Below are 23,644 nucleotides of genomic sequence, written 5' to 3' on the forward strand. Positions count from 1 at the left end.
CGAGGATAGCATGCTGAGCTCGCTCCCCCGCTGGCGTACCGGCCTCACCGGGACCTTCCTTGCCGGCGTTCTGGCTGCCTGTGGCACCACCCCGGGAGACCTTCCCAACCGCACCGGCTTTCCGGGAAGGTCCGATGCGCCTTCGGCGACCGCGTCGCCCGCCGAGGTAGAAGCCTATCTTCCTGCGGTCACAGGGGAACGCCTGAATGACGAACTGTTTGCAGCAACCCGCGCGGCTCTGGCGGATGGTGACTGGATGGCCGCGACCCTCGCCCTTGCAGCTATTGAAACACCCGACCCGGAAAACGCCGAAGAGGCCGATACCGCAGCATCCGAGGATCTGGTGGTCACCGCTTTGTGGATTGACTACTACAAGGCTCGCATCGCTTACCTCCGGGGTGACACCGGAGAATACAGTGCCATTGTTACGGAGCTGGAGGCACAGCCACTTCCGGATGCCCTGCGCCGCGCTGTACTTGAGCTGCAGCTGGACGTCGCCCAACGCCAGGGAAACGACGCTGCCCAGCTGCAGCTGGCCCTTCGCCTGCTATCCCAGGGCGCGCAGGGCGCCCCACCGCCCTCCCGGCTTCTCGGCGCGGTCTGGAATGCAGCCCAGCGACTTCAAAAAGACAAAAATCCCGCCCCTTCCTATGACACGATCACTCAGGGCTGGCTGGATCTGGCCACGGCAACCACCGTCGACAGCCCCCTGGCGACCGCGGCGGCACTCGGGGCCTGGAGCACGCAGTATCCCCAGCATGCAGGACGGACCTATGCTGACGCCCTGAGAGAAGCCGCCCTCGAAGATGCGAAGAGCAACAAACTCACGCTGGTGCTTCCCCTCTCCGGGCCTCTGGAAAAAGCAGGCGCCGCGGTGAGCGAGGGCTTTATCGCCGGTTTTTTTGCCGAACAGCAGCCGGGACTGACCGTCGATGTTCTCGACAGCCGGCGCTTTGAAACCATCGGGGCAGCTTATGCCGAAGCCCAGGCTCAGGGAGCCAGTGTCATCGTGGGCCCCCTGGGCAAACGGCAAGTCGCGGAACTCCTTGCTGAAACGGAATTGAAGGTGCCTGTGCTGGCACTGAACCGTCCCCTTTACGGTGGAGACAACAATCCCCGCAGTCTCCTCCTGTCCCTCGCCCCCGAAGATGAGGCCCGACAACTGGCAGACAACGCTTTCGCCGACGGCGCCCGGCGCGCCCTGGTGATTCGACCCGAGGGTGAATGGGGTGAACGCATGGAGCTGGCCCTGGCGCGACGCTGGCAGGCTCTTGGCGGACAGATCCCGACCACGGCCATCTATGGAACGCCTGACAGCCATTCTCCCGCCCTGCGGGACGCCCTCGGCCTGGGAGAGAGCGGCGCCCGCAGCCTTGCGGTGCGTGCCTTGTTCAACGAGCCCGTAGAGATCGCGGGTCGACGGAGGGAAGATCTGGATACGGTGTTTCTTCTCAGTAAAAGCAGCGACGAGGCCCGGGCGCTCAAGCCCCTCGTTAATTACCACTACGCCGGAGACCTGCCGGTGTATGCGCTATCCACGGCAGACAGTGGCAGCGGCAGCAGCGGACTGAACCGCGACCTGGGGGGCCTCAATGTGCTCGCGATGCCCTGGCGTCTGGACCCCGCCTCGGTAAACGCTGACGGCGGCTCCGTTGCGCTCCACGCCCTGGGCATGGATGCCTACGCCCTGGCGAAGCGATGGTGGCGCATGCGCTCTGTAGCGACGCCGCTGTATTTTGGACTCACCGCCGAATTACGCTCTGATGATGACGGACGCCTCGAGCGCCGATTGAATATGGCCGAATTCGACCGAGGCGAACTGCGCCCCCGCTGACCTAGACTCTCCCCCAGCCTCTCCTCCAATTACGGCAAGGCGAGGCCGCAGCAACTGACGTGTTAATTGTTGAGCGGGGGAACAGCCGGCATGGTGAGTGGTGATGACTTTGAGGCGCGAAGCGCGGCCCTCCTCAAGTCCTACGGCCTGCGTATCCTGGACACGCAGTACCGATGCAAAGCAGGGGAAATAGATATCATTGCCTGCGATGAGCATCACTTACTGTTTGTAGAGGTCCGCGCCCGACGTCATCGCAGCCATGGCGGCGCCGCGGCTTCGGTGAACCGGGCAAAGCAGTGTAGAATCGCACGATGCGCAGCTTATTTTCTCAATCGACATCCCCAGTGGTGCCACCTGCCCTGTCGCTTCGATGTCATTGCCTGGGAACCGGGCTGCGCCGGACAAAGCTTCGAGGCACGTTGGATTCAGGCAGCCTTCATCACTTGATCGCACGGTCCTGGCGCCAAACCGCTGTCAGGCGTTTATGAGTCCAACGCCATGACCGACGAACATTATGATCGCACAGCCGCGAGCTTCCACCGGCGCATCGAAACTATTGCCAACGCCGTGGACAGCATGGCACCCGGGCTCGCCGCAGCGACCAGCCTTCTCGCTCAGGCGATATTGGACGACAGAAAAGTACTGGTCTGCGCCTGTGGCAGGGACGCCACCCTCGGCGCACACGTCGCGGCAACTTTAAGAACTCCCCTGGAATCCGGGCCGCCATTACCTGCCATCGCATTGTGCAGCGACAGTGCGGAGGGAGACACCCAGCTATGGCGGGATCTCCGCACGCTCTCCCGCGACGGCGATATTCTGCTGTGTATCGATAGCAGCTCCGGCGCCGCCATTGCACAAAAATTTATTCAATTTGCCGGGACCCGAAACCTCGTGACCGTTGCGATGTCAGAAAACCTGGAAGTAAACGGCGGCAGCTGTATCGAAATCCATACCGCCGATGCCGACCAGCGCAGCGAGCTGGCCCTCATGGCCAGCCACTGCCTCAGGGAACACCTAAAACAATTGTTGGTAGGAGAATAAACTGACCATGGCGCGCCGCGTATCTTTAGCGACACCTTTAGCGACCCCTTTTTCCGCCTCTGCCCTGCCGCGTTTTGCTCTTGCGCTGGCACTATCAAGCCTGCTCTTCCTTCAGGGTTGTGGCTCGCTTCTCGCCACCTTTGAGTCTGGCGCCATTGAAGATGATCCTGGCGAACGCACCTTTGCCCAGCGCATCGCCGATGAATCCATCGAGACAAAAGCCATCGTCAATCTTCATGCGGCGGATGATCGTTTTGATCAGGGGCATCTGGTGGTGCAGAGCTACAACGGCTACGTGCTCATAGCCGGCCAGGTGCCGCAGGAAGAGCTACGCCAAAAAGCCAACGATGTCGTACGAAAAATTCGTGACGTCCGGCGTATCTACAATGAACTGGAAGTCGCTGCCGCCAGCTCGGCGATGACAAGGGCCTCGGATACCTGGATCGCCAACAAGGTCAAAACATTCCTGCTCACGGGCAGCGATACGCCGGGACTGCGCGTGAAGGTTGTCGCCGAAGATGGCGTCGTCTATCTCCTGGGTATGGTGACCCGGGCAGAAGCTGATCGTATTGCGGAAGAAGCGGCCGACACCTCAGGCGTCCAGCGGGTTGTGCGCCTGTTCGAGTACATCGATTGAGCGCCGATACTTTCGCAGGCTTGACTGCGCTTACTTTACGACCGTGAGACTGGGTTTTCCGTTGCGCCGGAACGGCGTGGGTTCATTGCCGCCCTCGGGCGTGGGGTCGTCATCCCCCTCTTCCGGCTCAAACGCCATGCCCTGGCCGTTTTCCCGTGCGTAGATTCCCAGGATCGCCGCCATAGGCATAAAGACGTCCGTAGGCTTTCCTCCGAAGCGGCCGTTGAAGCTCACGCAATCATCGGCCAGCTGCAGCTCAATCACGGCTGAGGGAGAGAGGTTAAGGACAATCTGTCCGTCCTTGACGTACTCTTCCGGCACGTCGACCCCCGGTGCCGTCGCATCCACAATCACATGGGGCGTACAGTCGTTATCAACGATCCACTCGTAGAGGGCTCTCAGCAGGTAGGGCCGACTTGAATTCACCAGTAAATCCAGCGCTGCGCCTAGAGGCGCATCTCGCGCTCCTGCTCGGTCAAACTCTGCTGGAACGACTCCCGCTTGAACAACTGATCCATGTAGGCAAACAGCGGCTTCGACTGCTTGCTGGGGCGAATATCAATACCCAGGGTGGGTAGGCGCCAGAGAATAGGCGCAATACAGCAATCTACGAGGGTAAATTCATCGTTCATGAAAAACGGCTTTTCCGCGAAAATCGGCGCGATTGCCAGAATACCCTCGCGCAACTCTTTAACCGATCGCTTAACGACGTTGTCGCTGCGAGAGTTCTGAATGGAGTCGATTAACGCGCACCAGTCCTGCTCGATGCGGTGCATAAACAGGCGGCTCTCGGCGCGGGCTACGGGGTAAACAGGCAAAAGCGGAGGATGAGGAAAACGCTCATCCAGATACTCCATCATCACGCGGGTCTCGTAGAGAGAGAGCTCACGGTCAACCAGTGTAGGGAGGGAGTTGTAGGGGTTGTGCTCGGACATCTCTCTCGGCGGATGCGCGGGATCCACGTCAATAATTTCGGCGGTAACGCCTTTCTCAGCCAGTACGATGCGTACACGATGACTGAAGTGCGAGGTCGGATCGGAGTAAAAAATCATGGAGGTTGGTGCGCCTGTAGTTTATGGAAAACTGTTTACGTCAAATGGGGGGACACAAAATACCAGCTTTACCCTTTGGGCACGAGGCCTTGAGGCTTCTGTGACCCACCGGATCTGCGTCGACCGATCTGGTCCCCGGCCTAATAATTGTGATAGCAGTGTTGCACTGAGCGCCTTACACGCGCTGTTCCGTTGTTAATGCAGCGGTTACGGCCTTAGCTAATCGCTTGTTGTTTGTACCCATGCCTGAACAAGAAAACGGCGGCGTAGGATTCTCACCCTATGCGCCACCGTTCCTACCCGCTATAGGCGGAGCTTTGTTGAACCTCGATCAGTGTACGTCTTTCCAGTACTCGCGGTTGAGCAGCGTCGCAAACACGAAGAACACGGCAAGAAACAGCAGAGAATAGATGCCTATACGCTGACGATCGGCTTTGATGGGCTCTGCCACGTAAGCCAGAAAGTTGACCAGGTCATAGGTAGCCTCGTCGAACTCTTCCGTCGACATGAGACCGGCATCAACCACGTCCATTGTTCCGCAGGGGTCGCTGTGATCCGCCATCTGAGTCCCGGACAGAGGCTCCACCTCACCGTGGACCGCCGTGGGCGTGCAGGCCAAAAGTCCCTGGAGCTCGATGAGGGCGTGAGGCATACCCACATTGGGAAACACCCTGTTGTTCACCCCGTAAGGCCGCGTAGGATCAGCGTAAAATGTACGCAGATAGGTGTAAAGCCACTCAGGGTTCCGCGCCCGGGCAACCAGGGTGAGGTCCGGCGGCGCCGCACCAAACCAGACCTTGGCCCGGTCCGAATCCATGGCATTTTCCATCAGTGCGCCCACTTTGACCTCAGGGTCAGCAATGATGTTGCCGCGCATGAGATCCTCGGGAATCCCCAGATCGTCAGCGACGCGGTTGTACCGCGCGTACTGGAGCGAATGACACCCCATGCAGTAGTTCATGTACACCTTGGCACCGTTCTGTAACGAACTCTTGTTCGAGATATCCATCTCGACCTCGTCACAGGGCATGGTGCCGCAGTTGTAGGCGGACTCGGCACCCACCACCTTCAGAGGGATGATCGTCAGCGCGAGTATCAGTAGCAGGCCGGCCAGGGAGCCGACAGCGCCCACGCCACCATCCATGGTCACCCGCTCGGGCACCGGCTTGGCCTTGTCCATACTCGACCAGATGGGCATGAGCAGGAAGAAAGCAAAGTAAAAGATGGAGCAAATCTGCGCCAGTGCCGTGCGTGCCGGTGTCGGAGACTTAACGCCAAGTACACCCAGAATCAGAAATGATGCGACGAACAGAACGAGCATCACCTTGTTCAGGTTTCCACGATAGCGCCAGGATTTAACCGGCGAGCGATCCAGCCAGGGCAGTACAAAGGGTATTGCCACGCTGGCCGCGAAGGCCACAAAACCCCAGAACTTGTCTGGAACAGCGCGGAGTACGGAGTAAAACGGCGTGAAGTACCAGACGGGAGCAATATGATCCGGAGTCTTGAGCGCGTTGGCCTCCTCGAAGTTGGCGTATTCCAGGAAGAAGCCCCCCATCTCCGGCGCAAAAAACATGATCGCGCAGAATACGAAGAGGAACACCGCAATGGCCTGGACGTCGTGCACGCTGTAGTAGGGATGGAAGCGAATCCCGTCGAGGGGAACGCCATCAGGCCCCTTGTTCTTCTTGATCTCAATACCATCGGGGTTGTTTGAACCCACCTCGTGCAGCGCAAGGATGTGTAGGACAACCAATGCAAGGAGCACGATAGGTAGTGCGACCACGTGGAGCGCAAAGAAGCGATTTAGCGTAATGCCGGATATCAGGTAATCGCCACGAATCCAGGTGACGATGCTCTCGCCCACAACAGGAATCGCACCGAAGAGAGAGATAATAACCTGCGCCCCCCAATAGGACATCTGGCCCCAGGGCAGTACGTAACCCACAAAGGCCTCGGCCATCAAAAGCACAAAGATGAGCATACCGAACACCCAGAGGAGTTCCCGGGGCTTCTTGTAGGAGCCGTAGATCATCGCGCGGAACATGTGCAGATAAACGACGATAAAGAACGCCGACGCACCAGTGGAATGCATGTAGCGGAGAACCCAGCCGTAATCCACGTCGCGCATAATGTATTCGACCGACGCAAAAGCCTCTTCTGCACTGGGCGTGTAGTTCATAGTGAGCCATACGCCGGTGAGCAGCTGATTCACGAGCACCAGCAGGGAGAACACACCGAAGTAATACCAGAAGTTGAAGTTTTTCGGCGCGTAGTATTCACCCATGTGGGTGTTCCACGCACGCGTAATGGGTAGACGCTCGTCAACCCAGTCGCGCAAACCGATGAGCATGTTGACCATTACACTGCCTCCGCATCAACGCCAATAACAAGGACGCTTTGTGATTCAAAAGAGTAAGGGGGAACTACCAGGTTGGTTGACGCCGGCACACCCGAGTAAACGCGGCCTGCCAAATCAAACTTGGACCCGTGACAGGGACAGAAAAACCCGCCGACCCATTCATCGCCGCCAAGATCCGCAGCACCGACTTCGGGGCGGAATTTCGGCGCACAGCCCAGATGGGTACATAGCCCTTCGACAACCAGGAGTTCAGGGCGAATGCTGCGCGCCTTGGACGAGATGTAGGCAGGCTGCTTGGAGATCGCCGAATCGGGATCCTTGAGATCGCCATCAACCTTGTCGAGGTTTGTGATCATCTCCTCAGTGCGATGAACGACGTAAACGGGCTTGCCTCGCCACTCCACGACAACCATCTGACCTGGCTCCAGCTTGCCGATATCGGCTTTTACCGGTGCTCCCGCCGCCTTTGCTTTGGCAGAAGGATTCCAAGACCCAAGGAAAGGTACTGCGACAGCGACGGCACCCGCCGCGCCGACCGCACTCGTGGCAACCGTAAGAAAACGACGACGGTTGTTGTCGACTTCTGACTCAGCGCTTTCGCTGGCCGTTGTGACACTGGACATATCGATTGGTCTCCTGTTTCTTCGATGCCAACTCATTGGATCGCGGATGGCTCCCGGGAACATCACCTGCAATCTGAAAAACCCCTGGCGCCGGTTTACATAGCTGCGTCAAGGGTAGCTGGAATCCGGGCGCACGAATGGTAAAGACTTTAGCCGCTTCAAACAAGGAAAGGCCCGGCTTTTTGCAACCCAAACCCTTGATTTATCTCTAAACTTGGACAAATTCCCCGCATAAAAAAACCCGACCGGTGGTAACCGTCGGGTTTTTCTGGCTCATCCTGAGCTCCATGAGAGGAGCGCCCGATGATCGACTTAGCGCTTGGAGAATTGTGGGCGCTTCCGCGCTTTGCGCAGACCCACTTTCTTACGCTCAACTTCGCGGGCGTCCCGGGTCACAAAACCGGCGCCGCGCAGAGTGCCACGCAGGGCCTCGTCATACTCCATAAGGGCGCGGGTAATGCCGTGACGGATGGCTCCGGCCTGCCCGAAACTGCCGCCGCCTTCCACGGTCACCTTGATGTCAAACTTTTCCACCAGATCCACGAGTTCCAGCGGCTGACGCACGATCATACGTGCCACTTCCCGACCAAAATACTGGTCCAGAGGACGCTGATTGACAGTGATATCGCCGCCACCACTGCGCAGAAACACTCGCGCTGTGGAGGTCTTGCGACGCCCGGTTCCGTAATACTGAGTTGCGCTCATTGTTTCTCCTAGACCTGCAGCGGCTGAGGCTGCTGCGCGGCGTGCGGGTGCGCATCGCCGGCGTATACCTTGAGTTTACTGAACATTGCACGACCCAGCGGGTTGCGGGGCAGCATGCCCTTCACCGCGCCCTGGATGACACGCTCAGGGGCTTTGTCGATCAGCTTTTCGAACGACAGGGACTTCAGACCACCGGGATATCCCGTGTGCCGGTGATACATTTTATCCGTGCGCTTGGCGCCGGTGACGTGCACTTTCTCCGCGTTGATGACGACGATGTAGTCGCCGGTGTCAACGTGAGGGGTGTACTCTGCTTTGTGCTTGCCGCGCAGACGGTGAGCAATTTCACTGGCCAGACGGCCAAGCGTTTTGTCGGTGGCGTCAACGACATACCAGTCGTGGGTGACTTCGCCGACTTTAGCGCTATAAGTTTTCATGGGTTTCGCCTCAAAAGGGCCAAAAAAAGAGCGCGAATACTACTTAAACGACGGACCCTTGGCAAGCCACAATTCCAATAAGATTTCCCACATTCAAAGCGCTCTTCACAGCGGGTCAGAGCAACCGCCAGAAAGATTGCTCAGGGCCGGTGCTCCTGGGCCAGGTAATCGTGAGACTGCATCTCGAACAGACGGGATTCCGTGCGGGCAAATTCGAAGCTAAGGCGCGTACCGTGGTAGAGCTCTGATGCCGGAACTTCGGCGGCGATCACGAGTTTTACGCTCCGGTCGTAGAATTCATCCACAAGATTGATAAAGCGCCGACACACATCATCCTGCCCCGCACCCATTCTGGGCACACCGGATAAGATCACGGCGTGAAACTCCCGGGCCAGCTCGATGTAATCATTCTGGGAACGGGGGCCATCGCAAAGTTCGGGAAACTCAAACCAGGCCACATCATCGGCAAGACAACGACAGGTCAGGTAGCGACCGTTGACTTCAATGCGCTGCCAATGCTGGATCGCGTCCGGTGCCAGGCGCTGGAAACTGTCCGTCAGGCTGGCATCAGCCTCCGCACCCAGGGGGTGGTGATAGAGTTTGGCCTGCTCAAGAGTTCGCAGGCGATAGTCGATACCCGCATCGACGGTCAACACTTCTGTGTAGCGCTGAAGAAGCGCAATCGCCGGCAGGAAGCGCGTCCGCTGGAGTCCATCTTTATACAGGCCATCGGGGGCGATGTTGGAGGTTGCGACCAGGGCGATACCGCGTTGAAAAATCGCCTCCAGAAAGTTCGCCAGAATCATGGCGTCGGCAATATCGCTGACAAAAAACTCATCAAAGCAAATGATATCCGCTTCCGCAGCCAGACGGTCCCCGATAAGCTCGATGGGGTTTTTCTCCCCCTCCAGCTCTGCAAGCTCACGATGTACCCGCTGCATAAAGCGATGAAAATGCACACGGAGCTTCCTGTCAAAGGGCAGGCTCTCGTAGAACGCATCCATGAGGTAGGTTTTGCCACGCCCTACTCCACCCCAGAAGTACAGGCCTTTTTCGGGCTCCGAATTGCGACGAAAGCGGCGACCCAGACGGCCGGCGAGGGTCTGGCTGCGGGCATGGCGCTCCACGACGCGATCGTACAGATCCTGCAGGCGCAGCACCGCTGCCTCCTGCGCTGCGTCGTGACTGAAATCTTCCCGTGTTAAATCTTCTTGGTATCGCTGCCAGGGTGTCAGCACAGTGTCGTTGCGGGTCGGGATTCCCGATCCTCCGATGGGAACGTTGAGGCGCGCTACCTTACTCGTGCAGCTCCGGTTTTGGCAATCCTGCTACCAAGCTGTGACGTAGCAACGTTATACTCCCCACCCACCTGAAACGTAGAGGACCTGCTTGTGAACACCGGTACTGATGACCCCATCATATTTGCAATCGTTGCCGCCATTATCGGCTTATTGATCGGATATTTTGCCGGCCGACGCACAGCGCCGGGCAGTGAAGAAGCGCGGGAGCTCACAGAAAAGCTGGAGCAGGCCGAGTCCGCCCGGGCGCGCTACGAGCAGCGGGTCAACGCACACTTTGCCGACAGTGCGGACAAGCTCAACACCCTGACAGCCAATTATCGTGACATCTACGCCCATATCGCCGGCGGCGCATCAGAACTCTGCTCCGAGGAGGAGGCCGCACGTTTTCAGTCGCTTGAGGCGCCTAAGGATTCCGATCAAAACACCATTGAAGCGGACAGCGTTGTCGTCGAGCCTCCCCGCGATTACGCGGCGAAGACCTCACCTGACGACCCCGGCGTCCTCGACGAGCGTTTTGGACTGGAAGGCGAAGAGAAACCACCGGAAGACTCAAGCACGCGGAGCGCCTGATGGAGCGGTAACGCGTCCGGCGGTAGCCGGTCCGGGCCTAACAAGTCCGGATCAAACGGGCCTTCTTTAATCGTGGCGGCAGGAGTGGTGGCGGCAGGAGTGGTGGCGGCAAAGATGGTGGCGGCAGATCAAACCGGGTTGTCGCAGTCGATAAAGCTCCACTCCAGATCAAACCGCTCGGCCAGGGACGCTGCGAGGGCCTGAACACCGTAGCGTTCCGTGGCGTGGTGCCCCGCCGCCATGTAGGCAATCCCAAGCTCCCGTGCTGTATGTACCGTAGGCTCTGAGATCTCACCGGATATGTAAAGCTGCACACCGGCTGCCGCGGCCTTGTCGATGTAGCCCTGGGCCGCGCCGGTGCACCAGGCCACCTGCTCTATCGCTGCCTGACCATCGCCGATGACCAGGGGCTCCCGATCCGTCAGTGCCTGCACCTGCGCCGCCACCGCGTCCAGCGACATGGGGCTGGCCAGCTTCCCGATGTTCCCCACGCTCTGAGGATCCTCCCTGTCCAGGGGTTCGACATCCTGAAAGCCCAGAAGCTGCCCCCAACGGGCGTTGTTGCCCAATACCGGATGAGCATCCAGGGGCAGGTGATACGCCAGGAGGCTCATGTCAGAGTCCAGCAGTGTCTTCAGACGCCGCCGCTTCATCCCCACCACCTCCGGTGCCTCCCCTCGCCAGAAATAGCCATGGTGAACAATCAGAGCGTCAGCCTCCCAGGCGATGGCCGCCTCGAGTACGGACTGATTTGCCGTCACCGCAGCGGCCAGGCGGACGACCTGGGCACGCCCCTCTACCTGAAGACCATTGGGGCAATAATCGCGAAAGCGTGGGGATTCAAGCGTTGTATCGCAATGTCTGACTAAATCCTGAAGGGCAACGGGCATTTGAGGGTCCGGGGTCGGTGTCTGTGACGGAGGCATCATATACAATCGTTTTTCTTTCTGGCTAGCGAGGGCCCATGGGCTCGTTCCTGAGATTTTTTACCTGGCCCGCCATTGCCGGTGTGCTGGCTGCGCTTCTGATCCTTCAGCAGTGGGTATTACCGACGCCCAGTCCCGAAGGCGCGGCGGTGGCCCGGGACAGCTTCCGACAGGCTGTGGCCAGTGCGACGCCCTCGGTGGTCAACATCTATACGGAGAAGCGCGTGGCATCGGCGAACAGCCGCATGCTCAATAATCCATTTATGCCTATCCCCCGGGGCGCGCCTCGGCAGCGGGTGGAGCGCTCCCTCGGATCCGGCGTCATCATGCGTGAGAACGGTTACATCCTGACCAACAACCACGTCATTGACGGCGCCGATGCCATTCAGGTGCTGCTCAGTGATGGCCGCTCCGCCGCAGCGCAGGTCGTCGGCCTGGACCGAGCCACGGATCTGGCAGCGCTTAAAGTTGACCTGGAGGACCTCAGCGCCATCAGCATCGCCGATTCGGACCGGCTATCCGTGGGTGATGTGGTCCTGGCTATCGGCAATCCCCTGGGGTTTGGTCATTCCGTCACCCAGGGCATCGTGTCGGGACTGGGACGCTTCGGGCTCAGCCCGGGCAGCTACGAGGGCTTTATCCAGACAGACGCGGTGATCCATGCGGGCAACTCCGGCGGCGCACTGGTGGACGTCAACGGCGCCCTGGTGGGCATCAACAGCTGGATCTACGCATCCAGCGAAGGTAATAGCGGGGGCTCCGTCGGTATCGGCATTTCCCTGGCCATCCCATCCAGCTTCGCGGATTTTGTAATGGACGACCTCATTCGCTTTGGACGAGTCATCCGGGGCTGGCTGGGTGTCCAGGTAGAGCAGATACCCGGTGATGGACCCGGTGACCAGCGCCTCCTGGTGCGCGGCGTGGCCGTCGACGGGCCTGCGGATCGTGCCGGTCTTCAGGCGGGCGATATCATCACGCACCTCAACGATGAAGCCGTCGAGGACGTACGACTGGCCATGTATGAGGTGTCTCTGCTGCGGCCCGGAGACCGATTAATGCTGAGTGCGTCCCGGGACGGCGAAGCGGTGGAGCTCACCGCCATCATCGGCACCCAGCCCGAAACCACCGAGTAGTGCCAGGCACTGACCGGGCTGCGCCTTACTCTTACTCTTACTCTCCGGAGCGCATCGCCGCGCTGCGTGCGTGAGCCGTCAGGGACTCTCCCTCCGCCAACACCGTCGCGATACGCGCGAGGGGTGCAGCGCCCTCAGCGCTGCAATGAATAATCGAACTGCGCTTCTGAAAATCGTAGACGCCCAGGGGAGAGAAAAACCTCGCTGAGCCCGAGGTCGGGAGCACGTGGTTGGGGCCGGCACAGTAATCTCCCAGGGCCTCACAGCTGTGAACTCCCATAAAGATAGCGCCCGCTGCTTCAATATGGGGGAGCAACGCCTCGGGGTCTGCCACCGCCAGCTCCAGATGCTCCGGCGCAAGGCCGTTGCTGATGGCCGCGGCATCGGCGATGTCCCGAGTCTTGATCAAGGCGCCGCGGCGGGCCAGAGAGGCCTCGATGATTGCTGCGCGCTCCATCTGCGGCAGCAGGCGATCGATAGCGGCATCGACCGCATCAATATAGGCGGCGTCCGGGCAGAGCAGCAGCGCCTGGGCACTCTCGTCGTGCTCCGCCTGGGAAAACAGATCCATTGCCATCCACTCGGGGTCGGCACTGCCGTCGGCAATAATCAAAATCTCCGAGGGCCCAGCGATCATATCGATACCCACCTGACCAAACACCTGACGCTTGGCCTCGGCGACAAAGCGGTTCCCCGGACCCACAATCTTATCCACGCGGGGCACCGCCTCGGTGCCATAAGCGAGGGCGGCCACCGCCTGGGCGCCACCGATGCAGAAGACGCGATCAACGCCCGCCAGGGCCGCCGCGGCCATCACCAGGGCGTTGCGCTCGCCGCCCGGGGTGGGGGCGACCATGACAATCTCCGACACCCCGGCAACCCGGGCGGGGATGGCGTTCATCAATACCGAAGACGGGTAACTCGCCTTCCCACCGGGGACATACACTCCCACGCGTTTGAGGGGTGTCACCCGCTGACCCAGACGATTCCCCAGGCCATCGTCATAGCTCCAGTCTTCACCGAGTTGCCTGCGGTGGAAGGTTTCTATACGACGAGCGGCCTCCGTGAGGGCGGCCCGCTGCTCTTCGGGCAGCGCCTGAAGGGCCTCCTCCAGTTCCTCCCGCGGGACTTCCAGCGCCGGGAGCTCCTCCACATCCAGGTGATCAAAGCGTCGCGTGTATTCCAAAAGCGCTTCGTCACCACGCTGGCGCACGTCGGCAATGATCTGTGCCACCGTTGACACCACATCGCTGTCACCGCTCTCCATGGGCACTTCGAGCTGCGTCAGGGCGGAGGCAAAGTCCGCCGCACTGCTGTCGAGGCGGCGCATCAGGCTGCCGGGGCCAGATCGGCGACGGCGCTGCCAATGGCTTCGATGAGCCCATTGAGCGCTCCGTGTCGCGAGCGCATGGACGCCTTGTTGACGATGAGTCGCGAGGTGACCGCGGCGATCTCATCCAGGGGCTCCATGCCGTTGGCCCGGAGCGTGTTACCCGTATCGACGATATCCACAATCATATCCGCAAGCGCCATAGCCGGCGCGAGTTCCATGGCGCCATAGAGCTTGATGAGCTCCACCTGCACGCCGCGCCGGGCAAAATAATCCCGGGCGACGTTGACGAATTTGGTGGCCACGCGCACGCGGCGGTCCGGCCATGCAAAATCCACGGGGGCAGCGGTCATGAGCCGGCAGGGGGCAATGCCCAGATCCAGAGGCTCGTAAACGCCATCGCTACCCTGCTCCAGCAGGGTGTCTTTTCCTACCACGCCGAGGTCCGCTGCGCCGTGACGCACATACACCGGCACGTCCACACCGCGCATCACCACCAGCTGCACGTCGTCCCGCGTGGTGGGGAACACCAGCTTGCGACTCTTCCCCATGTCTTCAAGAGGTTCAACGCCCGCCCGCGCCAGAAGTGGTAGCGTCTCTTTGAGAATTCGCCCCTTGGTCAGCGCAAGCGTGAGTTTGCCGGTTTCCATGCAGTCAGCCCAATCGTCCTTAGTCCACAATCCGCCGGATATCGGCGCCCAGAGCCTGAAGCTTTTCTTCGATACACTCGTAGCCGCGGTCGATGTGATAAATGCGATCGATAAGGGTCTCCCCCGTCGCCACCATCCCCGCGATCACAAGACTGGCCGAGGCACGCAGATCCGTCGCCATCACCGGCGCTCCCGCGAGGGACGCCTGCCCGACAATAATCGCCGTGTTGCCTTCAATAGTGATCCTGGCACCCATACGGTTCATCTCATGGGTTTGGATGAGACGGTTCTCGAACACCGTCTCCGTAACCGTCGCGGTGCCCTCGGCAATGGCATTCATCGCGGTAAACTGCGCCTGCATATCCGTAGGGAAACCCGGGTAGGGGGCCGTACGGATACTCACCGCTTTCGGACGCCGCCCGTGCATATCCAGGGTGATCCAGTCCTCTCCACAGCTGATATCGGCGCCCGCCTCCTCCAGCTTCTGGAGCACAACCTCCAGATGCTCGGCCCGCGCCTCGCGAAGATGGAGCTTGCCGCCCGTCGCCGCCGCGGCCACCAGATAAGTGCCGGCTTCGATGCGATCCGGCATGACATCAAAATGACAACCGTGAAGCTTCTCCACACCGTCAATGACCATACGGTCCGTACCGTGCCCCGTGATGCGGGCGCCCATGGCAATGAGGCATTTCGCCAGATCCACCACCTCCGGCTCCCGGGCCGCGTTCTCGAGAACGGTCTGCCCCTCTGCGATAGCCGCGGCCATCATGAGATTTTCCGTGCCGCCGACGGTCACGGTCTCCATCACGATGTGCGCGCCCTTGAGACGTCCATCGACGGTGGCATTGATGTATCCGCCTTCCACTTCGATGGTCGCGCCCATGGCCTCAAGCCCGCGCAGATGCAGATCGACGGGGCGACTGCCAATGGCGCAGCCACCGGGAAAGGACACCCTGGCCTTGCCGAAACGCGCCACCATGGGACCCAACACCAGGATCGACGCACGCATGGTCTTGACCAGTTCGTAGGGCGCCGAGCAGTCGCTGAGGGTGCTGGCGTCGACCTCAATGCTCATCTTCTCGTCGATGGTCAGGCCCACACCCATGCACCCCAGGAGTTCGATCATCGTGGTGATATCGTGCAGATGAGGAAGATTGCCGATGGTGACGAGTTCGTCCGACAGCAGCGTGGCGGCAAGAATCGGCAGCGCCGCGTTTTTGGCGCCGGAAATCCGCAGCTCACCTTCGAGCCGTGCACCACCTTTGATGAGGAGCTTGTCCATGGTCTGGGAGCGCGCTCAGGCGCCCTCGGACTCCCACTCTGCCGGCGTCAACGCGCGGATGTTCACTGCGTGAATACTCCCCGACGCAATGGCCTGGTTAATCGCAGCGTAGACCGTCTGCTGCCTGCGCACAGCCCGCATGTCCGCAAAGGCATCGCTCACCACGGTAATGTCGTAGTTCGCGCCAGCGCCCTCAACGCTCACCGTCGCATCCACCAGGGCCTCCCGGACCATCGCTTCGACAGTTTTGGCATCCACTGTGAGTCTCCTGTTCCCGGCAACCGGGTGACTGATAAAAAAAGGGTGGGGATTGTAGGGGAAAGCGGCGAAAAAAGCCCGAGGGACACGCGATCACCGCCTCGCGGCAGCGTAAGGCCGAACAATCCCCCTGAGCAGCATATCCGGGCGCCGGCGCTAGTCCGTTGCGTCTTCTACAGTCCAGTTTGCGATGACCTGGTCAAGATCGCCGTCGTAACGGCGGGCGGCGGACTCAAACTGACTGCGGTAAATCTGACCGAGGTTGACGTTCTCCACCACGAGATTGCGCATTTTCCAGTCGCCGGATTTATCCCGTGCCATGAAATACACCACGACGTAAGGCTGTGCTTCATCACTGTAAATGAGCTGCTTGAGCATGGCCCGATCCGCGGAATCACCGGCATCGGGGCTGTCATCAAGCTCCACGCGGGATCCACCAAAAGCAAGGAGGCCCTTGCTGTAGGTCCTTACCAGACCCACGCGCATGGTTTCCGTGAAACGCTCCAGCTGATCCCGAAGCTTATCCCGACCCGCTTCGTCCAGGCTGCGGTAGCGGGCCCCCGTGGCATATTCACCCATGACACCCCGGGCAAAGCCCCGAAAGTCAACGATGGGATCGAGGACCTCGTGCACGGCCTGGTAATAGCGCTCCGTGTCCTCGTCCACATAGGATCTTGCCTCTTCAATCACTGCCAGCACTTTGTCCGTGGTTTCCCGCAGCGTTTGCCTGGCGGTTTTACCTGCAGCCGCTTCATCGTCCTGGGCATGGAGGGACGGCGCGAGGGACAGCATGAGAAGCCCCGTCAACAGCGCAAAGGCCGCCGTGATCGAATGTGTCCATTTGCTGCGCAAAACCATGTTCCTTTCCTTAAGACTGCTGGCCTGAATGATCAGAGCGGTTATACTCGGCGACCCTCAACTTGGACCGAGCCAAAATTGGGCGAAAAGTGTACACGCTTTTGTCACTCTTCTCTCTGACTCGTATGACAGCATCGACACCCTGCAGGTTCAACTTTCACAGCTTTTCCCCGCGGCGAGCTTCCTTGAAGCCCGGGACCTATGGCGCGTAAGCTGAGCCTCAGGACCCCATGCTGATACCTCTGCTGACAATTCTCGTCGCCTTTGCCGTGTTGATGTGGAGCGCCGATCTGTTTGTGGCCGGCGCTGCCTCCATTGCCGGCAATCTCGGCATGTCGCCGGTAATCATCGGCCTCACCATCGTATCCCTGGGCACTTCGGCGCCGGAGATTCTCGTTTCTATCACCGCGGCCCTTGCCGGCTCCGGGGGCCTGGCGATCGGCAACGCTGTGGGTTCAAACATTGCCAACATCGGCCTCGTTCTGGGTATCACCATATTGGTGGTGCCGATTCAGGTGCATCCCGGCTGCATGCGATCAGAGCTCCCCACGCTCCTGGTGGTGACCGCCGGCACGGGCCTGCTTCTCCTGGATGTGGAGCTGGAAAGAAGCGACGCCATACTGATGATCACCGCGCTGGTCCTCATTCTGGCGCAGATGATCCGATCCCAGATTCGCGACCCCGAGGTCGCCGAAGATGCGGAGGCCGAAGACGAAGATCTGCCCCATCACGGTCCCGCTAAAGCCTGGATTTCCTTTGCCATCGGTCTGGTCCTGCTGGTGGGTAGCTCAAAAGCGCTGGTGTGGGGCGCCAGCGCCATCGCGACGCAGTTTGGCGTACCTGAGCTGGTGATCGGGCTGACCATTGTGGCCGTGGGCACGAGCCTGCCCGAGCTGGCAGCCACCCTGGCCAGCGCCCTTCGCGGACACGCAGAGATTGCCATTGGTAACATCGTGGGTTCCAACCTGTTTAACCTCCTTGCCGTCATGGCCATGCCGGGATTGCTGGCGCCGGAGCAATTGCCCCATAACTTTCTTTTCCGTGACTACGGTGCCATGTGTATCGCCACTATCCTTATGGCAGCTGCCGCCTATCACGGTCTTCGATCGAGCCGTGCAAAACCCGGATACTCTTACCTGGGCCGGGCCGTGGGCACGCTGTTCTGCCTGGGTTATGCGCTGTACTATTACGGGCTTTACACCAGCTTGTAGACTGATATGACCGATCCTGCCCGCTACCTGCTCTCAGCACAGCGCACCATCCGTATGGAAGTCGAGGCCGTTGCGGCTCTCGAGGCCCGCGTGGGTGAAGAGTTTGAGCGCGCCTGCGAGCTCATTCTCAAGGTGCCAGGTCGCACGGTCGTCACGGGCATGGGCAAATCCGGTCATGTGGGCGGAAAAATAGCCGCCACCCTCGCGAGCACGGGCACGCCGGCGTTTTTTGTGCACCCGGGCGAAGCGAGCCACGGCGATATGGGCATGATTACCGCCGACGATTGCGTTATCGCCTTGTCCAACAGTGGAACCACCCCCGAAGTGCTGATGCTCATCCCCCTGCTCAAGCGTTTGGGCATCCCTTTGATCAGCATGACGGGCGCGCCGGATTCGGCTCTGGCCAAGGCATCTGATGCCCATATTAATACCGGCGTCGCCGTGGAGGCCTGCCCCCTGGATCTCGCCCCCACCTCCAGCACGACCACGGCTTTGGTCATGGGCGATGCCCTGGCCATCGCACTACTGGAGGCCCGGGGGTTCACCGCAGAGGACTTTGCTTTTTCCCACCCCGGCGGCGCCCTGGGGCGCAAGCTGCTGCTGAAAATTGATGATGTGATGCGCCAGGGAGAAGGTATTCCGAAGGTTTCGGAAGCGACGCCCCTGTCCGATGCACTTCTGGAAATCAGTGCCAAAGGCCTGGGCATGACCACCGTCGTCGCCGCGGACAGCGACCGGCTCCTTGGCGTATTTACAGACGGCGACCTGCGACGGGCCCTGGATGAGCAGGTGGATATCAAGGGCACGCGTATCGGCGACATCATGACCCGCTCCCCGGCCACGGTACACACGGGCATGCTCGCCGCGGAGGCCCTGCGCATTATGGAAGAGCGTCATATCAGCGCCCTCGTGGTGCTGGATGAGCAGCAGGAGATCGCGGGCGTGGTCAACCTTCTCGCTTTGCTAGAGGCGGGTATTGCATGAATCCCGCAACGGCCCGGAGCATAAAGTTGCTCGCCCTGGACGTCGACGGCGTGCTGACCGATGGCCGCATTACCTACGGCAATGACGGTGAGGAGCTGAAGTCTTTCAATATCAAAGATGGCCTGGGAATCAAACTCCTTCAGGGCGCAGGCGTCGAAGTCGCCATTATCACCGGACGGCAGTCCCATATCGTTGACCGCCGCGCAAGAGAACTGGGCATAGAAACCATTATTCAGGGACGCGAGGACAAGCTCTCAGCTCTAAAAGAGTTATCTGAAGCGCGGAGACTGAAGCTCAGCGAGTGCGCCTACATGGGAGACGATCTTCCCGACCTCGGGGCGGTGCGGGCCGCAGGCCTGGGCCTGACGGTCGCCGATGCCAGCGACGCCCTCCTCAAGGCGGCCGACTGGCAGTCAAAACAACCGGGGGGGCATGGCGCGGTTCGCGAGGCCTGCGAAACACTCCTCAGCGCCCGCGGCCAGCTCCATGCCGCCGAAGCCGCCTTCGAATGACCGCTACCAAGGGGCGTCGTCGGGTCCGAAAACGACTGTCCATTCCCCTACTCCTGTCGGCGGCGCTGCTGGTGTACACCACCCTTTCGCCCTCGCCGACGCTCATCAAAGAAAGTGTGGCCCCCATGGTCCCTGCGCGTGTGCCCGAGAGTTATGCCACGCAGGTTGCCGTTGATGACTTCGATGTCCATGGCGTCCGTCAGGGCAGCACCGAAGCGTTGAATCTGCGACGCTTTCCCGGTGAGGGCATCGTCGAACTCGATGAACCCAAACGGCACAACTACAGCACCGACGGCGAGTGGGTGGCTAACGCCCGGGAGGGGCAGCTGCGCGAGGAGACTGAAGTCCTGGTGCTGAACGGCGACGTGCGGCTCCAATACGACGTAGAGAACGTGCAATTTCTCACGGAACGCATGATCATCAACATGCCCAAACAGGCCGCGCGAAGCACCGCCAGTGTGCGCATCTGGCAGGGTGACAACGAAACCGTGGCAGACCAGATCTACATCAACCTAAGGGCCCAGGTCGCGTCTCTCAGCGGCGCTGTCAGGACGGTCTATGTCCCCCAAAGCTGACGTAAAAGTCGAATCCTCGACCGCCCGGCAGGGGTACGCCGTGCTGCTGCGCAGGCTCTGCGCTATCCTGGCGCGCTGTGCCATGATCATCGGCGCCTTGGGCTCTTACCCTGCGTTGGCGCTCCCCGAAGATCGTTTGCAGTCCATTGAAATCACCGCTGCCCGCGCCGTGCGGGATGAGCGCGCGGGGTTCACCGTGTACAGCGGCGACGTGGTCATGAAGCAGGGCAGCCTGCACATCCGTGCGGACAAGATCACGATATTTCACGACAGTGAGGCCGCCGATCGCATCATCGCTGTCGGTGAGCCCGCGACCCTGCGCCAGCAGCCGGAGATCGACAAGGGGTTCGTCACCGCAAGCGCCGGCCGCATTGTGTACGAGAAGTCCCGCGAGTGGGTGCAACTGCGAGAAGCCGCGGTCATCGAGCAGGACGGCGCCGTGGTGAGCGGCGATTCCATCGACTACTTCATGGCCGAGCAGCGCGTCCGCGCCGACGCGGCCCCGGAAGATGCCAGTGGACGGGTGCAGGTCATTATCCCCGCCGCGGTCATCGAAGCGGAGACCCGCGACGGTGACGACAACTCTGGCGATAAAAAGGACAGCAACGATAAGAACAGCGAAGCACCGGCAAGCGAGCCCGGGCCGGGCGAGAGTGGGCAGAATCCCCGGGGAGGCGTCGATGGCGACCCTGACAGCCCGTAGTCTTGCAAAAGCCTACCGTGGCCGGGCCGTCGTCAAGGACGTGAGTATTGAGGTACAGAGCGCCCAGGTCGTGGGACTCCTGGGCCCCAATGGTGCGGGAAAAACCACCTGCTTCTACATGATCGTGGGCATCGTGGCCTCGGACGGCGGTGACATTCTGATTGACGATGAAAGTATTACCGCCCTGCCCATGCACGAGCGGGCCCGCCGCGGTATCGGTTACCTGCCTCAGGAAGCCTCCATCTTCCGCCGCATGAGCGTTGGCGACAATATCCTCTCTATTCTGGAAACCCGCAAAGACCTGAGCCGTGCGGAGCGCCGGACGCGCCGCGACGAGCTCCTTGAGGAGTTTCATGTCGGCCATCTCCGGGACAGCCTTGGTCAGGCACTTTCCGGCGGCGAACGCCGTCGCGTAGAGATTGCCCGGGCTCTGGCCATGGAGCCCAAGTTCATTCTCCTGGATGAACCCTTTGCCGGCGTGGACCCCATCTCTGTGGGCGACATCAAGAACATCATCCGCCACCTCCAGACCCGGGGCATCGGTGTTCTGATTACGGACCACAATGTGCGGGAAACACTGGATATCTGCGAAACCGCATTTATTGTGGGCGAGGGCCACATCATTGCCCAGGGCAGCCCTCAGGACGTTCTAGAAAACGCCAAGGTGCGCAAGACCTATCTCGGCGAGAATTTTCGCCTCTAGCTGCCCGGTGCGCTATGCCGCTGGGCGTTACCCATCCGGCTACCCTCCACTGCCCTCCACTGCCCTCCACTGCCCTCCACTGCCCTCCACTGCCCTCCACTGCCCTCAAGCAATCTGCACTATTCTTCCACCACGTTTCATTATTTTTCATTACCATAATGCAATAAGCGAGCCAAGGCGTTGCACGGACCTCGGTGCAGGCCTACACTCAGGTCTATTGGACAGCAATGCACTGTCTCACCGTGGGGATGCGCGCGGGCCCGAATCGGGTCAGAGCGCGCGTAAGAGCGCACCCAGATGGCACAAGACCATCGGTGCGTAGCGCAATAGGGCAGGACTGACGCGCTATGAAGCAGGGACTACATCTCAAGCTCGGTCACCAGCTGACGATGACACCGCAGTTGCAGCAGGCTATTCGGCTGTTGCAACTGAGCACCCTCGATTTACAGCAGGAAATCGAACAGGCGCTGCAGGAAAACCCCATGCTCGAGGTGGAAGAGGAGCAAGCCGATACCCCGGAAAAACCCGACCGCGAAGACTCCGGCAATCACGAAGGCCCCATGGACAACCCTGAACGGAGCGCCAACGTCGACGAAGCCTCCGCCGAGGGAGAATTCGAGGCGAACATGCCCGAAGACCTGCCCGTGGATACGCAGTGGGAGGACATCCTTCCCTCGAGCGCACCTCCCCCATCCGAAGGTGCCGGTGAGGACTTTGACTTCGACAGCCGCAACCGGGGCAGCGAGAGTCTGCAGGATCACTTGCGGTGGCAGCTCAATCTCACCCGCCTGTCCGACAGTGACCGCATCGTGGCCCTGGCCATCATCGATGCCACGGATGCCAACGGCAGGTTCAATAGCAGCGTCGAAGATCTTCTTGAACTTTTCCCGCCGGAACTTGAGATCGAAAAAGAGGAGGTCACCGCCGTCCTCCACGCCCTCCAGCAGTTTGAGCCCGTGGGAGTGTTCGCCCGGGACCTGCAGGAATGCCTGCAGTTGCAGCTCAAACAGCTCGATCCCCAGACACCCTGGCTGGATCAGGCAAAGATTTTGATCAACCGTCACATCAATCAACTGAGCAGCGGCGACTACGCACAGATCATGCGCCGTATGAAACTTTCGGAAGATGATCTTCGCGGCGTCCTGACTCTCGTGCGCTCCCTGGACCCTCTGCCCGGCAAGCAGTTTGGGGACGACGATACGGAGTACATCGTTCCCGATGTCTATGTCAGCCGCAAGGAGGGCCGCTGGGTGGTAGAGCTGAACCCCGACACCGCGCCGCGACTGCGGATCAACGACTACTACGCCGGCATGATCAAGCGCGCCGACAACAGCGCTGATAACAGCTACCTTCGGGACAATCTTCAGGAGGCCAAATGGTTTCTGAAAAGTCTCCAGAGTCGAAACGAAACCATGATGAAGGTGTCTACAGAAATAGTGAGGCGCCAGCGGAACTTCCTGGAGTACGGGGAAGAGGCCATGAAGCCCCTGGTATTGCACGACATCGCGGAGGCCGTGGAAATGCATGAATCGACCATATCCCGTGTAACGACGCGTAAATATATGCACACGCCGCGGGGCATCTTTGAACTCAAATACTTTTTTTCCAGTCATGTGGCCACCACCAGTGGTGGCGCCTGCTCCTCCACGGCCATTCGTGCTCTCATCCGAAAACTCGTGGCCGCGGAAAATCCCCGCAAACCGCTCTCCGACAGCAAGCTTGCGGAACTACTCGAGGGTCAGGGCATTCAGGTCGCCCGGCGGACCATCGCCAAGTACCGGGATAGCCTCACCATTCCACCGTCCAACGAGCGCAAGCGGCTTGTATAAACATGGCGGTAGCCCCTGCGCGCTGCGGCGTGACGCTCGCCAAGCCGTATAAAGATCGATTCAAGGAAAGATCCAACGACAGAAAGACAAGAACGTTGCAAAACACCCAGCGGAAAGAAAGAAAAAGG

General features: G+C 60.2%; 26 protein-coding genes. 13 read left to right on the forward strand and 13 right to left on the reverse strand.

Features of this window, described 5'->3' with window-relative positions; genetic code table 11:
- Nucleotides 1–10 precede the first annotated feature (10 nt).
- From KT71_RS15070 to KT71_RS15085, 4 genes are all read left to right on the forward strand, one after another.
- On the forward strand, nucleotides 11–1,834 hold the full coding sequence (locus KT71_RS15070) for a penicillin-binding protein activator (protein WP_008294502.1): 1,824 nt from the start codon (nucleotides 11–13) through the stop codon (nucleotides 1,832–1,834).
- Nucleotides 1,835–1,903: 69 nt separating this feature from the next.
- Nucleotides 1,904–2,281 (forward strand): YraN family protein, encoded by a 378-nt coding sequence (locus tag KT71_RS15075; RefSeq protein WP_202962361.1) that lies wholly within the window; start codon nucleotides 1,904–1,906, stop codon nucleotides 2,279–2,281.
- 51 nt (nucleotides 2,282–2,332) lie between these two features.
- Nucleotides 2,333–2,875 (forward strand): phosphoheptose isomerase family protein, encoded by a 543-nt coding sequence (locus tag KT71_RS15080; RefSeq protein ID WP_008294500.1) that lies wholly within the window; start codon nucleotides 2,333–2,335, stop codon nucleotides 2,873–2,875.
- A 7-nt stretch (nucleotides 2,876–2,882) separates the two neighbouring features.
- Nucleotides 2,883–3,512 (forward strand): BON domain-containing protein, encoded by a 630-nt coding sequence (locus KT71_RS15085; RefSeq protein WP_008294499.1) that lies wholly within the window; start codon nucleotides 2,883–2,885, stop codon nucleotides 3,510–3,512.
- Nucleotides 3,513–3,542: 30 nt separating this feature from the next.
- Here the strand turns inward: KT71_RS15085 and KT71_RS15090 are convergent, their stop codons facing one another.
- The 7 genes from KT71_RS15090 to zapE all read right to left on the reverse strand — a co-directional run bounded on the left by KT71_RS15090 (nucleotide 3,543) and on the right by zapE (nucleotide 9,929).
- Nucleotides 3,543–3,938, reverse strand: a complete 396-nt coding sequence (locus KT71_RS15090; RefSeq protein ID WP_008294498.1) for a ClpXP protease specificity-enhancing factor — start codon at nucleotides 3,936–3,938, stop codon at nucleotides 3,543–3,545.
- Between the two features lie 20 nt (nucleotides 3,939–3,958).
- Nucleotides 3,959–4,564: a glutathione S-transferase N-terminal domain-containing protein gene (locus KT71_RS15095; protein ID WP_008294497.1), complete on the reverse strand. Its 606-nt coding sequence runs from the start codon at nucleotides 4,562–4,564 to the stop codon at nucleotides 3,959–3,961.
- A 331-nt stretch (nucleotides 4,565–4,895) separates the two neighbouring features.
- Nucleotides 4,896–6,926, reverse strand: a complete 2,031-nt coding sequence (locus KT71_RS15100) for a ubiquinol-cytochrome c reductase (protein ID WP_008294496.1) — start codon at nucleotides 6,924–6,926, stop codon at nucleotides 4,896–4,898.
- Nucleotides 6,926–7,549, reverse strand: coding sequence for a ubiquinol-cytochrome c reductase iron-sulfur subunit (gene petA, locus KT71_RS15105; RefSeq protein WP_008294495.1), 624 nt, complete (start codon nucleotides 7,547–7,549; stop codon nucleotides 6,926–6,928). The genes KT71_RS15100 and petA overlap by 1 nt, the downstream gene beginning before the upstream one ends.
- 312 nt (nucleotides 7,550–7,861) lie before the next feature.
- The gene (rpsI, locus tag KT71_RS15110; protein WP_008294494.1) at nucleotides 7,862–8,254 is read right to left on the reverse strand and encodes a 30S ribosomal protein S9; all 393 of its coding nucleotides are present in this window, start codon (nucleotides 8,252–8,254) and stop codon (nucleotides 7,862–7,864) included.
- A gap of 8 nt (nucleotides 8,255–8,262) precedes the next feature.
- Nucleotides 8,263–8,691: a 50S ribosomal protein L13 gene (gene rplM, locus KT71_RS15115; protein WP_008294493.1), complete on the reverse strand. Its 429-nt coding sequence runs from the start codon at nucleotides 8,689–8,691 to the stop codon at nucleotides 8,263–8,265.
- A gap of 140 nt (nucleotides 8,692–8,831) precedes the next feature.
- Entirely contained in the window at nucleotides 8,832–9,929 is a 1,098-nt protein-coding gene (zapE, locus tag KT71_RS15120) for a cell division protein ZapE (RefSeq protein ID WP_008294492.1), read from the reverse strand.
- Between the two features lie 153 nt (nucleotides 9,930–10,082).
- Between zapE and KT71_RS15125 the strand changes: the two genes are divergently transcribed.
- Nucleotides 10,083–10,562, forward strand: a complete 480-nt coding sequence (locus KT71_RS15125) for a Z-ring associated ZapG family protein (protein ID WP_008294491.1) — start codon at nucleotides 10,083–10,085, stop codon at nucleotides 10,560–10,562.
- Between the two features lie 128 nt (nucleotides 10,563–10,690).
- On the opposite strand, the gene KT71_RS15130 is transcribed toward KT71_RS15125, so the two are convergent.
- Complete coding sequence (locus KT71_RS15130) at nucleotides 10,691–11,491, reverse strand: Nif3-like dinuclear metal center hexameric protein (RefSeq protein WP_238549430.1); 801 nt, start codon at nucleotides 11,489–11,491, stop codon at nucleotides 10,691–10,693.
- A gap of 35 nt (nucleotides 11,492–11,526) precedes the next feature.
- Here KT71_RS15130 and KT71_RS15135 point away from each other — a divergent pair, with 35 nt between their 5' ends.
- Nucleotides 11,527–12,621 (forward strand): trypsin-like peptidase domain-containing protein, encoded by a 1,095-nt coding sequence (locus tag KT71_RS15135; protein ID WP_008294489.1) that lies wholly within the window; start codon nucleotides 11,527–11,529, stop codon nucleotides 12,619–12,621.
- Between the two features lie 37 nt (nucleotides 12,622–12,658).
- Here KT71_RS15135 and hisD read toward each other — a convergent pair whose 3' ends face one another.
- From hisD to KT71_RS15160, 5 genes are all read right to left on the reverse strand, one after another.
- Complete coding sequence (hisD, locus tag KT71_RS15140) at nucleotides 12,659–13,951, reverse strand: histidinol dehydrogenase (protein WP_008294488.1); 1,293 nt, start codon at nucleotides 13,949–13,951, stop codon at nucleotides 12,659–12,661.
- Complete coding sequence (hisG, locus tag KT71_RS15145) at nucleotides 13,951–14,601, reverse strand: ATP phosphoribosyltransferase (RefSeq protein WP_008294487.1); 651 nt, start codon at nucleotides 14,599–14,601, stop codon at nucleotides 13,951–13,953. The genes hisD and hisG overlap by 1 nt, the downstream gene beginning before the upstream one ends.
- A 19-nt stretch (nucleotides 14,602–14,620) precedes the next feature.
- Nucleotides 14,621–15,883, reverse strand: coding sequence for a UDP-N-acetylglucosamine 1-carboxyvinyltransferase (murA, locus tag KT71_RS15150; RefSeq protein WP_008294486.1), 1,263 nt, complete (start codon nucleotides 15,881–15,883; stop codon nucleotides 14,621–14,623).
- A 15-nt stretch (nucleotides 15,884–15,898) separates the two neighbouring features.
- Nucleotides 15,899–16,141: a BolA family protein gene (locus KT71_RS15155; protein ID WP_008294485.1), complete on the reverse strand. Its 243-nt coding sequence runs from the start codon at nucleotides 16,139–16,141 to the stop codon at nucleotides 15,899–15,901.
- A gap of 156 nt (nucleotides 16,142–16,297) precedes the next feature.
- A complete protein-coding gene (locus KT71_RS15160; RefSeq protein WP_008294484.1) occupies nucleotides 16,298–16,999 on the reverse strand; it encodes an MlaC/ttg2D family ABC transporter substrate-binding protein in 702 nt (233 codons plus the stop codon).
- Nucleotides 17,000–17,229: 230 nt separating this feature from the next.
- Between KT71_RS15160 and KT71_RS15165 the strand changes: the two genes are divergently transcribed.
- The 7 genes from KT71_RS15165 (at nucleotide 17,230) to KT71_RS15195 (ending at nucleotide 23,516) form a co-directional block, all read left to right on the forward strand.
- On the forward strand, nucleotides 17,230–18,210 hold the full coding sequence (locus KT71_RS15165) for a calcium/sodium antiporter (RefSeq protein WP_008294483.1): 981 nt from the start codon (nucleotides 17,230–17,232) through the stop codon (nucleotides 18,208–18,210).
- Nucleotides 18,211–18,216: 6 nt separating this feature from the next.
- Entirely contained in the window at nucleotides 18,217–19,194 is a 978-nt protein-coding gene (locus KT71_RS15170) for a KpsF/GutQ family sugar-phosphate isomerase (protein WP_008294482.1), read from the forward strand.
- On the forward strand, nucleotides 19,191–19,706 hold the full coding sequence (locus KT71_RS15175) for a KdsC family phosphatase (protein ID WP_008294481.1): 516 nt from the start codon (nucleotides 19,191–19,193) through the stop codon (nucleotides 19,704–19,706). The genes KT71_RS15170 and KT71_RS15175 overlap by 4 nt, the downstream gene beginning before the upstream one ends.
- Nucleotides 19,703–20,281 (forward strand): LPS export ABC transporter periplasmic protein LptC, encoded by a 579-nt coding sequence (gene lptC / locus KT71_RS15180; protein ID WP_008294480.1) that lies wholly within the window; start codon nucleotides 19,703–19,705, stop codon nucleotides 20,279–20,281. The genes KT71_RS15175 and lptC overlap by 4 nt, the downstream gene beginning before the upstream one ends.
- Nucleotides 20,265–20,984, forward strand: coding sequence for a lipopolysaccharide transport periplasmic protein LptA (gene lptA, locus KT71_RS20925; RefSeq protein WP_008294479.1), 720 nt, complete (start codon nucleotides 20,265–20,267; stop codon nucleotides 20,982–20,984). The genes lptC and lptA overlap by 17 nt, the downstream gene beginning before the upstream one ends.
- Nucleotides 20,962–21,687 (forward strand): LPS export ABC transporter ATP-binding protein, encoded by a 726-nt coding sequence (lptB, locus tag KT71_RS15190; RefSeq protein ID WP_008294478.1) that lies wholly within the window; start codon nucleotides 20,962–20,964, stop codon nucleotides 21,685–21,687. Before lptA ends, lptB begins: the two co-directional genes overlap by 23 nt.
- Nucleotides 21,688–22,034: 347 nt before the next feature.
- Nucleotides 22,035–23,516: an RNA polymerase factor sigma-54 gene (locus KT71_RS15195; RefSeq protein ID WP_008294477.1), complete on the forward strand. Its 1,482-nt coding sequence runs from the start codon at nucleotides 22,035–22,037 to the stop codon at nucleotides 23,514–23,516.
- Nucleotides 23,517–23,644: the final 128 nt, after the last annotated feature.

The organism is Congregibacter litoralis KT71, assembly GCF_000153125.2.
In the GTDB taxonomy this organism is placed as follows: domain Bacteria; phylum Pseudomonadota; class Gammaproteobacteria; order Pseudomonadales; family Halieaceae; genus Congregibacter; species Congregibacter litoralis.

Bases quoted from the DNA above. Each gene is read 5' to 3' on its own strand.
- KT71_RS15070 (WP_008294502.1), top strand. From the start codon at position 11: ATGCTGAGCTCGCTCCCCCGCTGGCGTACCGGCCTCACCGGGACCTTC.
- KT71_RS15080 (WP_008294500.1), top strand. From the start codon at position 2,333: ATGACCGACGAACATTATGATCGCACAGCCGCGAGCTTCCACCGGCGC.
- KT71_RS15085 (WP_008294499.1), top strand. From the start codon at position 2,883: ATGGCGCGCCGCGTATCTTTAGCGACACCTTTAGCGACCCCTTTTTCC.
- KT71_RS15095 (WP_008294497.1), bottom strand. From the start codon at position 4,564: ATGATTTTTTACTCCGATCCGACCTCGCACTTCAGTCATCGTGTACGC.
- KT71_RS15100 (WP_008294496.1), bottom strand. From the start codon at position 6,926: ATGGTCAACATGCTCATCGGTTTGCGCGACTGGGTTGACGAGCGTCTA.
- petA (WP_008294495.1), bottom strand. From the start codon at position 7,549: ATGTCCAGTGTCACAACGGCCAGCGAAAGCGCTGAGTCAGAAGTCGAC.
- rpsI (WP_008294494.1), bottom strand. From the start codon at position 8,254: ATGAGCGCAACTCAGTATTACGGAACCGGGCGTCGCAAGACCTCCACA.
- rplM (WP_008294493.1), bottom strand. From the start codon at position 8,691: ATGAAAACTTATAGCGCTAAAGTCGGCGAAGTCACCCACGACTGGTAT.
- KT71_RS15130 (WP_238549430.1), bottom strand. From the start codon at position 11,491: ATGATGCCTCCGTCACAGACACCGACCCCGGACCCTCAAATGCCCGTT.
- KT71_RS15135 (WP_008294489.1), top strand. From the start codon at position 11,527: ATGGGCTCGTTCCTGAGATTTTTTACCTGGCCCGCCATTGCCGGTGTG.
- hisD (WP_008294488.1), bottom strand. From the start codon at position 13,951: ATGCGCCGCCTCGACAGCAGTGCGGCGGACTTTGCCTCCGCCCTGACG.
- hisG (WP_008294487.1), bottom strand. From the start codon at position 14,601: ATGGAAACCGGCAAACTCACGCTTGCGCTGACCAAGGGGCGAATTCTC.
- murA (WP_008294486.1), bottom strand. From the start codon at position 15,883: ATGGACAAGCTCCTCATCAAAGGTGGTGCACGGCTCGAAGGTGAGCTG.
- KT71_RS15160 (WP_008294484.1), bottom strand. From the start codon at position 16,999: ATGGTTTTGCGCAGCAAATGGACACATTCGATCACGGCGGCCTTTGCG.
- KT71_RS15165 (WP_008294483.1), top strand. From the start codon at position 17,230: ATGCTGATACCTCTGCTGACAATTCTCGTCGCCTTTGCCGTGTTGATG.
- KT71_RS15170 (WP_008294482.1), top strand. From the start codon at position 18,217: ATGACCGATCCTGCCCGCTACCTGCTCTCAGCACAGCGCACCATCCGT.
- KT71_RS15175 (WP_008294481.1), top strand. From the start codon at position 19,191: ATGAATCCCGCAACGGCCCGGAGCATAAAGTTGCTCGCCCTGGACGTC.
- lptC (WP_008294480.1), top strand. From the start codon at position 19,703: ATGACCGCTACCAAGGGGCGTCGTCGGGTCCGAAAACGACTGTCCATT.
- lptA (WP_008294479.1), top strand. From the start codon at position 20,265: ATGTCCCCCAAAGCTGACGTAAAAGTCGAATCCTCGACCGCCCGGCAG.
- lptB (WP_008294478.1), top strand. From the start codon at position 20,962: ATGGCGACCCTGACAGCCCGTAGTCTTGCAAAAGCCTACCGTGGCCGG.
- KT71_RS15195 (WP_008294477.1), top strand. From the start codon at position 22,035: ATGAAGCAGGGACTACATCTCAAGCTCGGTCACCAGCTGACGATGACA.